This window comes from Vicinamibacterales bacterium (assembly GCA_041659285.1).
Classification (GTDB): Bacteria; Acidobacteriota; Vicinamibacteria; order Vicinamibacterales; family UBA2999; genus 12-FULL-67-14b.
In genome coordinates, this window is record JBAZYO010000002.1 from 159498 (window position 1) to 171311 (window position 11814).

The following is an 11814-nucleotide window of genomic DNA, read 5'->3' on the forward strand; positions in this document are numbered from 1 at the left end:
CGCACCTCTAGAAGATCTTGTTGAGAAACCGCACCAGCCAGCCTGGCGACAGGCTGTCCTTGATCAGACCGCGGCCGAAGTAGCGAATGCGCAACTGGCCGAGTGCGGCTGACGAGACGACGTTTCCGGGGCCGACATCGGCCACCCGCGCCACGCCCGTCAGCACCACGATCTGACGGTCGCCGTTGATCTCGATCTCGCGCACCCCCTCGAGCAGCAGGTCGCCGTTCGGCAGCACCTCGGCGACACGCGCGGTGACGATCGCCGACAGCGAGCCCGCGCGCGTGGTCGCGCCGGCGCCCGTGAACCCGGTCTCCGCCTTGGCCGCCGCCAGGCTCGCGGGCGTCACGATGCCAGGCAGTTTCTTCTCGAGGCCGAACAGCGACGGCACGCCGATGTCGGCGCCGCTCGATTTCGACAGCGTCGAGTCGGCAGTCCCCGACGCCGACAGGTTCTCCGCGATGTTGATGGTCACCAGATCGTTGACCCGCCGCGCGCGCAGGTCGGCCATGAGGCCGTTCATCCAGCCGTACGGCTCCGCCGCGGGTCCTGCGGCCTGGGTCCGCGCGGTCTCGAGATAGCGGGCGATCAACTCGTTGTAGGTGTCGGCGGCTTTGGCGTTGCCCTTCTTGCCCTGCGCCAGGGCGGGCATCGCCGTCACCGTCATCACCCAGGCGAACAGTACGGCTCTAGTCATGAACGATCTCCACGGTGCCCGCAGACACCACGCGGGCCTTGAGGGCGCGACGGCTGTGCGCGTTGATGACGCGAATCACCGACCCGGTGCCGCCGTTCTGAGCCGCCACCATCGTCGCCGAGACGTCGGCGCCGGACACGACGGCGGTGGCCACGACCTCATCGCCGACGCGAACGGTGGGGGCGAGCGCCAGCACCGAGCGCCCGAGACAGGCGCCGGCCGCCAGGTCCCGGACGGCGCGGCTGCGGTGGGCCTCGGCCAGGGTTGGAACGGGACGCAGCACGCCGGTCTCGATCGCGTGACGAGCGGGCGCGAGATCGTCCGTCCGCAGGTCATGGCCGCGCCCGATCGCCCGTCGCGCGTGCGCGTGATCGAGGATGACGCGCACGCTGGCCAGCGCTCGTCCGCGGCGCGCCGAGCGGCGCGATTCGGCGGGCTCCGTGGACTCGAGGGTGAAGCGCATCGGGCGATCCAGCCGCGCCGCCGGATCGGGAATGGCTCGCATCCGTTGCGCCGCGACGGGAGACAGCACGCGCAGGTCCTCGACCAGCACCGTCGCGTCCGCGCCCATGCGTTCGCGGATGGCGGCCACAATCGCGGCGGCGACCCGGCCGCCCGGATCGCCGGCGGCGGTGGGCCCCGGGGCCGAGAGCAGGAGTGCGGTCGTCAGCAGGCTCAACATCACCTGGCCAGGTTGTTGACTTGCGCCAGCATCTCGTCGGCCGCCTTGATGACCTTCGAGTTGGCCTCGTAGGCGCGCTGGCCGAGGATCATGTTGATCATCTCCTCCACCACGCTGACGTTGGAGTCTTCGAGGAATCCCTGCTGGAGGGTGCCGCGACCGTCGGTGCCCGGCGCGCCCACCTGGGGCTCGCCGGATGCGGTCGTCGCGGTGTAGATGTTGCCCCCCATGGGCTTCAACCCGGCCGGGTTCTGGAAGGACGCCATCTCGAGGGTGCCCACCTGCTGGGCGGCGGTCTGCCCGGCCACCATCGCCGACACGATCCCGTCCTTCGAGATGGTGACCGAGGTGGTGGCCAGCGGAAGCGAGATGGCAGGCTCGACGGTATAGCCTTCTGACGTCACGACCTGCCCTTGCGCGTTGCGCTGCAGCGCGCCTGCCCGTGTGTATCCGGTGCTGCCGTCGGGCAATGACACCTGCAGGAAGCCGTCGCCCTGAATCGCCACGTCCATCGGTGAATTGGTGGCGCGCAGGTTGCCCGAACTGAAGTCGCGCGAGGTCGCGACCGGACGGGTGCCGAGACCGGTCTGCATGCCGGTGGGCGATTCGCCGGCGCCGGGCGTCGGCGAACCCGGCGCCGTGGTTTCCTGATAGACCAGATCTTCGAACTGAACGTGGCTCTTCTTGAACCCTGGCGTGTTGACGTTCGCCAGGTTGTGGGCGACGTTGTCGATGTTGGCCTGCTGAGCGTTCATGCCGCTGGCGGCCGTATACAAGGCGCGAATCATGGTCTACTCCTAAGCGGTTACCGGCGTCCAAGCGAGTCAATGGCTCGCCCGTCGACATCATTCATGAGCACCGAGACGGCCTTCTGCAACGCCTGAAAACTGCGCGACACGCCGGTCAGCTCGCCGATGCGCTCCGACACCGACACGTTCGATTCCTCGAACACGCCGGACTTCACGACCGCTCCGTCGACGGGCTGCGGAACCTGCGACGGCCCGGCCCGCAGAATGGCGCCACCCTCGCGGACCAGCTCGCGCGGCTCGTTGAACCTGACGACCTGCAGTTTGCCGGCGGCTTTGTTCCCGCTCATCACGGTGCCGTCGTCGGCGATTGTCGCCACGCCGGTACCGAGCTTGATGGGACCGTCCTCGCCCAGCACCACGCTGCCGTCGGAAGTCTTCAACGACCCGTCCGCCGCCTGCAGCAAGTTGCCATTCCGGGTGTAGCGGGGGCCGTTCGGAGTTTGCACCAAGAGAAATCCGTCCCCCTGGATAGCGATGTCGAGTTGCCGGCCGGTCGGTGTCACCGTCCCCTGCCGCATGTCGAGGCGGCGCCGGCCAACGGAGACGTCGATGGCGGTTTCGAGGGCGTCGCCAAACGCTGGACGCGGCGCGTTCGCGTTGCTCACGCGTTCGCCCTTGAAGCCGGCGGTGCCGGTGTTGGCCAGGTCCTCCGACAGGCGATCGAGCTGGTCGAGCCGGGCCCGCATGCCGCTCAGTGCGATGTAATAGCCGCCTGACATGGCACCTCCTCTGGTGACGTCACATTGACCGCACGGGCCAGCAGCACGTCCTCGACGAGGCCGCCGCCTTGCACCCGGACCCAGGTATACGGCTCCCATCGGGCTTCGGTCACGGTGGTGTCGCCGCCGCGGGTCGCGGCGGCGGCAATGTGCGCGGCGGCGTCCGAGAGGCTGGCGGTTTGCACGAAGTCAGTCGCGGAGGTGCCGCTGGCACTGGCGTCCACATCGGCGCCATAGTTGGCGAGCAGAGCCCGCCAGTCGTCATCCGTGACCAGGTAAGGTTCGGGCACCCACCCCGTCAGCCGCCGAAGCGCGCCCAGCGCGCGTCGCGGCACGGGCGCGGAACAGGCCACGCGCAGGCGGCCCTCTTCAACGCCGCTGATTGGCACCAGGCCAAGCGCCCGGACCGCGTGAGGAGACAGACCGCATGGCGCGTCCCGCACCGCCGAGACGTCCACGGCGGCGAGATAACCGACACCGGCCTGCGCCGCCAGCACGCGGAGGACGCCCTCGCGCTCCGCCGCGCCCATCGCACACAGTTGTTCGCCGAGCTTCAGCCGGCTCCCCTGCTGCGCCGTCAGCGCGCGCTCGATGGCGTCGGCGCCGCAGATGCCGTGTGTCGCAGGAGCGCGCCCAGCCGCATCGGCGGCACGGCGGGAATCCCCGCGGCTACCGGGCGCGCTTCGATGAGCCGCCGGCGCGCCATGCGCTCGACACACGCCTTCGAACAGAACCACAAGCCGTCGACGTTGGCGCCCAGGCCGTGCCGCACGAGCAGCTCCGGACGCCACCGACCACACGCTTCAGCCGCGCATCGCGCCATGATTGTCTCCAGACTCTGCGATGGTCGATGCCAGTTCCAGGTGGAGCCGCACTTCGCCATGGGAAAGGGCCTCGGCGGCGGCAATGTCGTCAATCGACTGCCCGTGCCGCGCCGCGCTGGTGATCCGCCGCGCCGTGGCGCCGCGGGACGACCGGGCGGCACGCTGAGGCGCGGTCCGGTCAAGTTCGGTGGCGACGTTGGCAAGGCCGATCTCGGTAGTGTCGGTCAGCAACTCCAGGGCGGCCGCGAGGTGGGCCAGCCGATCGCCAAAACGGCTCAAGGTCTTGAGCGCCGCCGACACGCGCACGATCACCACCGCCTCGGCCAGCGCCACCAGCGCGAGTCCGCCAATCACGTAGATTTCCACCCTATGCCTCCAATGCCCGGATTCGCTCGGTCGGGCTCACCACGTCGGTAATCCTGACGCCGTAGTTGCCGCCGACCACGACCACCTCGCCGCGGGCGATCAACCGATCCCCAACCAGCATCTGCACCGGCTCGTCGGGCGAACGCTCCATGTCGATGATCGATCCCGGTCCCAGTGTCAGGAGGGTCTTGAGGGGCATCACCGTTCGGGCGAACCGGACGACCAGCGGCAACTCGATGTCGAGCACCGCGTCGAGCTTGTTCGCAGCCCCGTGGTCCGCCGCGCCGGCGACTCTGGCCGTTGCGACCATGGCCGTCGTGGCGACGGCGGCCTCGGCCACGATGGTGGCCCCGCCAACCGCGACGCGGGCGACGGCGTCGCCCACGTGGAGGTCCGCCCACACCGCCGGGGCCGGCGACTCCCCGGCCGCGGCGCCCGCGAGGGCAATCTCAACAGCGGTGAACGGCGGCTTGGTCGCCTGCGCTCCGGCGGCCTGCGACCACATTTCCCCGAGCATGTCCGCCACCGTGGCCGCATCGGGGGTCTCGTCCATGCCCATGACGCGCCGCGCCAGGGCCTCGGCGCCTGATTGATCGACCCACAACAACGCGGTTCCGGTGAGCGCGCCCTTGGCGGTGGCCGTGATGCACCATCCCGGCCCGTGCGCGCCCTCGGCCGCCGGTGAGGCGGTGACGCCGCCCACCACGGCGTCAATGGCCGCGACGAGTTCGGCGATCAGCGATTCCGCAAACGATCGGGGAGTCAGCGGTGTCTCCATGTCAGGCTGCGGTCCGGGCGCGACCGCCGCAGCGCTGATCGAGACGCACACCGATGCGGCCCGCCTCGACCGACAGGCGGCCCTTGAACTTCGCGGTGCTCCCGACCAGGACGTCGATGGGCCGGTGCGCGGCGACGCCGAGCGATACGACGTCGCCGGGCGCGAGGGCCAGCAGTTCGCGGGCCGGCAGTTGCGATGCGAGCAGCGCGCTGATCGCCACCGGAACCCGCGAGAGGCTCTCGTGCACCCACTGCCGCTCGCTGGCCGTCGGCTCCCGGCGCTGACGATGCCAGGCTTGCGCGAAATGGCTGCCGGTGGTTTCGACGAGGCTGACGGGCAGACAGAGGTTGGCCATCGCCCGCGAGTCGCCGACCTTCATGTCGAACACGATCATGATCACGGTCTCGTTCGGCGCGGCCACCTGCAGCATCTGCGGCCGTGTCTCGCGGCCGCGAATGCCAAAGGCCAACTCGACCAAGGGGCGCCAGGTCTCGGTCAAGGCGTCCAGAAAGAGCTTCACGATCGCGTCAATGACGTGCTGTTCGATGTCGGTCAGCGCACGGGTCAGCGTCGCGGTCTTGCCAACACCGCCCAGCATCCGGTCGATGATGGCGAAGGCTACCGCCGGATTGATCTCGAGCGCGCCCAACTCGTCGAAGGGCGGGATGGCCAGCGCATAGAATGCGGTCGGGTCGGCCAGCGACATCAGGAACTCGGAATACGAGAACTGCTCGACCGACACCACCGACACGTCGGAGATCGTGCGCAGGTACGCCGACATCGAGGTCGAGACATTGCGGGCGAAGCGGTCGTGCAGGAACCGCAGCGAATGCAACTGCTCCTTCGACACGCGGTCGGGGCGCCGGAAGTTGTAGCGGCGGACCGCCGACGGCTCGGGCTCGTCGTGCCGTTCCGGGGCGGACTCGACGGGCGCCGACAGCAGGGCGTCGATTTCGTCCTGGGTGAGGATCTTGCCCATGCGACTAGTGCGTCCCCTTCCGCTGGATGACATCGCCCAGGAACGACCGCAGCCGCGCCACGGCCTGCGTGCGCAACTGCGACACCCGCGACTCACCGACGCCAATCACTTCGCCGATTTCCGCCAGCGTCAACTCTTCTTCGTAATAGAGGGCGAGGATCTGCCGTTCGCGGTCGGGCAGTTGTGCCACGGCGCGAGCCAGATGCCCGCGCAGCTCTTCCCGCTCGAGGCGGGCGTGGGGCCCTTCCGCCGGCTCGATGGCCAGTTCCAGGGCCGACTGGCCCTCACCACTGGCCGCGGCCTGACGGATCGACGCCAGGTCCACACTCCGCAGTTGATCGAGCATCCGGTCGTACTCGGGCTCCGAAACATTCAGCGCGGCGGCGATCTCGGCGGCGTCGGGTTCGCGTCGGAGTTCGCCGCGCAGGCGCCCGATGGCACTGTCAACGTCCCGGCGCAGCTTGCGGACCGCCCTCGGCGCCCAATCGAGCCCGCGTAACGAGTCGAGCATGGCACCGTGGATCCGGCGCCGTGCGAAGGCGTCGAAGGGCACGCCCAGCGCAGGCTTGAAGCGGCCCGCCGCGTCAATCAGCCCGAGCACGCCAACGCTGACGAGCTCCGAGACCTCGACCTGCGAGGGCAGGCGGTGGGCCAGCCGGCTGGCCATCGTCTTGACCAGACCGACGTGTTCCATTACGAGCTTGTCGCGGATTTCCAGATCATCAGACTGTCCCGTCATGCCTACCTCCGCGTCCCCGTTGTCTTGTCCATCGCGGGTGAACTCAATCGCCGGCTCAACATGTGGCCGCCGCCCAGGCGCCCGCTTCGTCTCGCAGCACCGCGGCCGCGAGCCCCTCCGACGTGGCGCGCGCCAGATCCTCCGGAACGCGCTGGCCCGCCGTCATGTACGACACGGGAATCTGCCGCTCGGCGAGCACACCCAGGAGCGGCGCCAGCGACTCGGCTTCATCGACTTTCGTGATCACCAACCGGTTCGGGTGGACGTCGTAATAGGCGTCCAGGATGCGGCGAGCCGACGTCGCGCTGGTGTCTGCCGCCATCACCAGATGCGTCCGCACCCCGCGCCGGCTGCCAAGCAGCCGCCGCAGATCGCGCAAGCCACCATCGCGGGGCGAGCGGCCGGCCGTGTCCACCAGCAGCGGTGTGCGGCCCCGCGTCAGCGCCTCGTCGAGATCCTCAATGGTCCGGGCAATGCGAAATGGGGCGCCGATGATGTGAGCGTAAGCACGGAGTTGCTCCACCGCGCCGGCCCTGAACGCGTCGGCGCCGACCAGCCCGAGCGGCCGGCCGTGCAGCGCGCGCTGTTGCGCCGCGATCTTCGCGATCGTGGTCGTCTTGCCGACGCCCGGGGGCCCGATGAACACCTCGACCCGGGCAAACGCTTCCTCGCCTGCGGTAATCGCCTCCATCTGCGTGGCCAGGGCCCGCTGCAACGCGCGGAGTGACGCCCCACGGCGTTCCGATGGCGACAGCCCCTCAGCGACGGCTTCGGCCAGGGACCTGGTCAGGCCGCTGGCCATGAGCCGCGCCACAATCCCGTCACTGGGGCCAGAGGTGTCGGTGGGCCGGCTGCTGGCGGCGGCCGGTCGACTCTCGCGGTCGCCACCCGGCATGCCCGCGGTCAGCTGCACTTCGCGCATGCCGAGCCACCCGCGCCAGCCGCGCGCCGGAACCATTTCGCTCGATAGCACCAGCGCGGTGGGGCCCAACTCCTCCCGGATCGCTCGAAGTGCCTGTCGCACCGTGGGTTGGCGAAACTGTTTTGCCTGCATCTCAGTCCAGCGTTGCAATGGACGCCACGCGAATCTGTGGCGGAATCTCGTTGTGTGACAGCACGCCCAGATGCGGAAGCACCCTGGCGAACAGCCGCCACACATGCGGCCGTAGCGTCGGTGTGCAGAGAAGCACAGGCTGTGCCACCGCAGCGCCGATGATTTCGGCGATCCGGCTGGCCAGTCGCTGGGCCTGTGCCGGGTCGAGGGCCAGCATGGCGCCCTGCTCGGTGCGCACGAGGGAGGACACCAGCCGCTCCTCGAGCGCCGGGGCAATGGATATGGTGGGCAGGTCGCCCTGCTCGGTCTGGTACGGTCGGCAGATGGCGCGGCCGATCGCCGCCCGCACCGCCTCCGAGACGGCATCCGGATCCTTCGTCGCCGGCAGCGCGTCGGCGATCGCTTCGAGAATGCTGGTCAGGTCGCGAATCGGCACCCGCTCGCGCAGCAGTTGCCGGAGCACCTTCTGGATGTCGCCGATCGAGGCGAGCTTCGGCACCAGTTCCTCCACGAGTTTCGGGGATGACTGCGCCACCCGGTCGACGAGTTCCTTGGTGTGCTGCCTGGTCAACAAGTCGGGCAGGAACGTGCGGATGGTTTCGGACAAGTGCGTCGACAGGGCCGTGGTCGGGTCGACCACGGTGAACCCCGCCGCCGAGGCCCGCTCCCGCTGGTCCGGACTGATCCACACCGCGGGCAGACCAAAGGCCGGCTCGCGCGTGGGCGTGCCGTCGAGCGTGATGTCCGCCGTGCCCGGGTTGATCGCCAGCAGCCGATCGGCGAACAGTTCGCCCCGCGAGACTTCGACCCCCTTGACCTGGATGGCGTAGCTGCGCGGCGCCAGCTGCAGGTTGTCGGCCACGTGCACCGGCGGCACGATCACGCCGGTCTCGGTCGCAATCTGTCGGCGGATGGCGCGCACGCGATTGAGCAGCGTGCCGCCCTGTTGTTCGTCGACCAGGGCCACCAGCGCGTAGCCCACTTCCACGCTCAGGGGATCGACGGCCACCGCCGTGTCCAACGCGTCCGGCGCCGGCGCCGGCGTCTCGGCCGAAGCTCCGGTCCGCTCGGACACGGCCCGGTTCGCATAGGCCGCCGCTCCCAGACAGGCCGCCACGGTGATGAACGCCACCTTGGGCAGGCCGGGAATCAGGGCCAGCAGCACGAGGGTGCCGGCAGCGATCGCCAGCGGCTTCGACCGGGCGAGCAGCTGATCCGCCACCTCTTCACCCAGGTGGGAATCCGACGCCGCCCGCGTGGTGATGAGACCGCCCGACATCGACACGAGCAGCGCGGGGATGGCCGTCACCAGGCCCTCTCCCACCGTCAGGATGGTATAGGTGCGTGCCGCCGTCGCCAGGTCGAGGTCGTGCTGAAACACGCCGATGATCAGGCCGGCGACGATGTTGACGCCGGTAATGAGTACCGCCGCCAGGGCGTCGCGCTGCGTGAAGCGGATCGCGCCGTCCATCGCGCCGTAGAAGTCGGCCTCTTTCCGCACCCGCTCGCGCCTGGTGCGCGCCTGGGTGTCGTCGATGATGCCGGCGTTCAGGTCGGCGTCGATCGCCATCTGCCGCCCCGGCATCGCGTCGAGCGTGAACCGGGCGGTGACTTCGGAGATGCGCACCGCGCCGTGATTGATGACCAGGAACTGAATGGCGATCAGCACCAGGAACACCACGATGCCGACCACGAAATTGCCGCCGACCACGAACTGGCCGAACGCCATGATCACGTGCCCCGCCGCGTCGACCCCGTCGTGACCGTGCATCAGGATCAACCGCGTCGACGCCACGTTCAGCGACAGGCGCAACAACGTCAGCAGCAGCAGCAACGTTGGAAACACCGAGAACTCGACCGTCTGCTTGATGTAGACGACGGTCAGCATCAGGACCACCGCCAGCCCGATGTCAACCGACAGCAGCAGATCCAGCATGAGCGGCGGCAGCGGCACGATCATGAGCAGCACCACCGCGAGCAGGCCGGCCGGCACCAGCATGTGCGAAGCGCGGCCTATGGGGGAGGTCTGTTGGGTTGTCATCGATCTCCTACAAAGTCAGCTGCTTGATCCGGACCAGGTACGCCAGCACCTCGGCCACCGCGCCAAACAAGTCGCCGGGAATCGCCTCGCCCACGTCGGCACCGCGATAGAGGGCCTGGGCCAGCGAGACGTTTTCGACCATCGGCACGCCCTGCTCGCGCGCGATCGCCTTGATCTTCTGGGCCAGCACGTCCTGCCCCTTGGCCACCACCACGGGGGCGCTGGTCATCGACCGCCGGTACTCGAGCGCCACCGCGAAGTGGGTCGGGTTGGTAATGACGACGGTGGCGGTCTTCACCGCCGTCAGCATCCGGCCCCGCGTCATCTCGCGCTGCACGCGGCGCACGCGGGCCTTGAGCTCCGGATTGCCCTCGCTCGAACGGGCCTCGTCGGCCACTTCCTGCTTCGTCATCTTCAGCGACTGGAACTGCCGCCACGCCTGCAGGCCGTAGTCGGCGCCCGCGAACGCCACCAGCGCGAAGCCCACCTGCCAGAGCAGGCGCTGCATCAGCGCCCACCCCTCGGCGGCAGCGGCCGCCGGCGCCATCCACGCCAGTCGGGGGCTCTCGGCCAACGCCGCCGCGACCACGTTGTAAGCCAGCACCCCAATCACCGTTGCCGTCACCAGGGTCTTCACCAGGTCCAGCCCCGATTGCGATGGCTTGAGACGAGACAGACCCTGCGCCGGGCTCAGGCGGGACCAGTCGGGGGCCAGGCGCTGCGGCGCAAACACCCAGCCGGCCTGCGCGAAGTGACCCGCCAGGCCAACGACGGCCGCGGTCAGCAGGAAGGGGCCCACGACCACGGCAATCACGGCCAGATCCCCGGTCATGAGCAGGGTCACGTCGTTGGGCGTGGCCGATCCGCGCGCATGCTCGTCCAGTCGCGCCAACCCGTCGGCGAGGCGGGCTCCCAGCCGCGCCATGCCCTGGGGGCCGGTCTGCACCAGGGCGCCGGTCACCGCCAACAGGGCGGCCGCCGCGACCATGTCCTGGCTGCGCGCGACCTGGCCCTTTTCCCGCGCGTCCTTCCGGCGCTTGAGCGACGGGGCTTCGGTTTTTTCTCCGGTGGAACTGTCGGCCATCGCGTGCTCAGCGGAACGCCCGCGCCAGTTGCAGCCCGATCTCGCCGGCGAGCGAGACCAACCGGGTCGTCGCGCCGGGGACCAGAGGCACGACCGCCGACACCACAACCAGGCCGATCACGACCTTCACCGGCGTGGCGACCACCATCAGGTTCATGGCGGGTGCCGCCCGGGAGATCAACCCCACGGCCAGTTCGAGCACGAGCATCACGACAATCAGGGGAGCCGCCAGCCGCAGTCCGAACACGAACACCACGCCGAGCAGCCGCATCACCGCGGCCACCAGGGAGGCGTCAACACCGCCCAAGCCGATCGGTTCGGCCACGTAGGAGGCGACCACGCCCCGCACGAGCGCATGGTGCCCGTTGACGGCGAAGAAGGTCAGCAAGGCCAGATTGCCGTAGAGCGTGGCGATGAGCGTGTTGCGCACGCCCCCTTGCGGATCGATCACCGACCCGTACGAGAGCATCAGTTGGCTGCTCGTGAGATGGCCGCCAAGCTCCGCACCGGCCAGCAGCGCCCGTAGCCCCATGGCCAAGGCGAAGCCGATCGCCAGCTCACGCGCCACCACCAGCCCCAGTCCGGCCGCACTGGCCACGGCGGGCACCGGCACGGCCGGGAGCAGCAGCAGCGCCAGCAGCAGCGCCAGACCGACGCGCACATGCGGCGGCGCGAACCCGCCGCCGAACACCGGCGCCGCCACAATCAGCATGCCCGGCCGCGCCAGCAACAGGATCGAGCGGCTCAGGGTCTCCAGATCCATCAGCGGACCAGTTCGGGCAAGCGGCCGATCAGCCCGGCGGAAAACCCGGTGACCACACGCAGCATCCAGGGAAACGTCAGCGCGAACACGACGATGATCGCCAGCGCCCGGGGAATGAACGCCAGCACGCTGTCCTGGATCGACGTCACGGTCTGAAAGATGCTGACCAGCACGCCGGCCACGACACCCGCCAGCAACATCGGCAGCGACACCAGGATGGCCGTCTCCAACGCCTGCCGAATGACGCCGACAATCAGGGCCTCGGACATTCCCGCTCCT

General features: G+C 69.3%; 14 protein-coding genes. All 14 read right to left on the bottom strand.

Annotated elements, in window-relative coordinates:
- Window positions 1-7: 7 nt before the first annotated feature.
- Window positions 8-697 (bottom strand): flagellar basal body L-ring protein FlgH, encoded by a 690-nt coding sequence (locus WC815_03330; GenBank protein MFA5907789.1) that lies wholly within the window; start codon window positions 695-697, stop codon window positions 8-10.
- The gene (gene flgA / locus WC815_03335) at window positions 690-1379 is read right to left on the bottom strand and encodes a flagellar basal body P-ring formation chaperone FlgA (protein MFA5907790.1); all 690 of its coding nucleotides are present in this window, start codon (window positions 1377-1379) and stop codon (window positions 690-692) included. The genes WC815_03330 and flgA overlap by 8 nt, the downstream gene beginning before the upstream one ends.
- Window positions 1379-2167, bottom strand: a complete 789-nt coding sequence (gene flgG / locus WC815_03340) for a flagellar basal-body rod protein FlgG (protein ID MFA5907791.1) — start codon at window positions 2165-2167, stop codon at window positions 1379-1381. Before flgG ends, flgA begins: the two co-directional genes overlap by 1 nt.
- 17 nt (window positions 2168-2184) lie before the next feature.
- Complete coding sequence (locus tag WC815_03345) at window positions 2185-2907, bottom strand: flagellar hook basal-body protein (GenBank protein MFA5907792.1); 723 nt, start codon at window positions 2905-2907, stop codon at window positions 2185-2187.
- Window positions 2880-3626 carry a hypothetical protein gene (locus tag WC815_03350; protein ID MFA5907793.1) on the bottom strand — a complete coding sequence of 249 codons (747 nt, stop codon included), beginning with the start codon at window positions 3624-3626 and terminating at the stop codon, window positions 2880-2882. Before WC815_03350 ends, WC815_03345 begins: the two co-directional genes overlap by 28 nt.
- Before the next feature lie 84 nt (window positions 3627-3710).
- Window positions 3711-4097 (bottom strand): hypothetical protein, encoded by a 387-nt coding sequence (locus WC815_03355; GenBank protein MFA5907794.1) that lies wholly within the window; start codon window positions 4095-4097, stop codon window positions 3711-3713.
- A 1-nt stretch (window position 4098) separates the two neighbouring features.
- Window positions 4099-4875, bottom strand: a complete 777-nt coding sequence (locus WC815_03360) for a FliM/FliN family flagellar motor switch protein (GenBank protein MFA5907795.1) — start codon at window positions 4873-4875, stop codon at window positions 4099-4101.
- Between the two features lies 1 nt (window position 4876).
- Entirely contained in the window at window positions 4877-5854 is a 978-nt protein-coding gene (gene fliM, locus WC815_03365) for a flagellar motor switch protein FliM (GenBank protein ID MFA5907796.1), read from the bottom strand.
- Between the two features lie 4 nt (window positions 5855-5858).
- Window positions 5859-6593, bottom strand: a complete 735-nt coding sequence (gene fliA / locus WC815_03370; GenBank protein ID MFA5907797.1) for an RNA polymerase sigma factor FliA — start codon at window positions 6591-6593, stop codon at window positions 5859-5861.
- 55 nt (window positions 6594-6648) lie between these two features.
- Complete coding sequence (locus WC815_03375; GenBank protein MFA5907798.1) at window positions 6649-7617, bottom strand: hypothetical protein; 969 nt, start codon at window positions 7615-7617, stop codon at window positions 6649-6651.
- A 31-nt stretch (window positions 7618-7648) separates the two neighbouring features.
- Complete coding sequence (gene flhA / locus WC815_03380) at window positions 7649-9688, bottom strand: flagellar biosynthesis protein FlhA (GenBank protein MFA5907799.1); 2040 nt, start codon at window positions 9686-9688, stop codon at window positions 7649-7651.
- 7 nt (window positions 9689-9695) lie between these two features.
- Window positions 9696-10772, bottom strand: coding sequence for an EscU/YscU/HrcU family type III secretion system export apparatus switch protein (locus tag WC815_03385; protein MFA5907800.1), 1077 nt, complete (start codon window positions 10770-10772; stop codon window positions 9696-9698).
- Between the two features lie 7 nt (window positions 10773-10779).
- Window positions 10780-11535 carry a flagellar biosynthetic protein FliR gene (locus WC815_03390; protein ID MFA5907801.1) on the bottom strand — a complete coding sequence of 252 codons (756 nt, stop codon included), beginning with the start codon at window positions 11533-11535 and terminating at the stop codon, window positions 10780-10782.
- Window positions 11535-11804, bottom strand: a complete 270-nt coding sequence (locus WC815_03395; GenBank protein MFA5907802.1) for a flagellar biosynthetic protein FliQ — start codon at window positions 11802-11804, stop codon at window positions 11535-11537. Before WC815_03395 ends, WC815_03390 begins: the two co-directional genes overlap by 1 nt.
- Window positions 11805-11814: the final 10 nt, after the last annotated feature.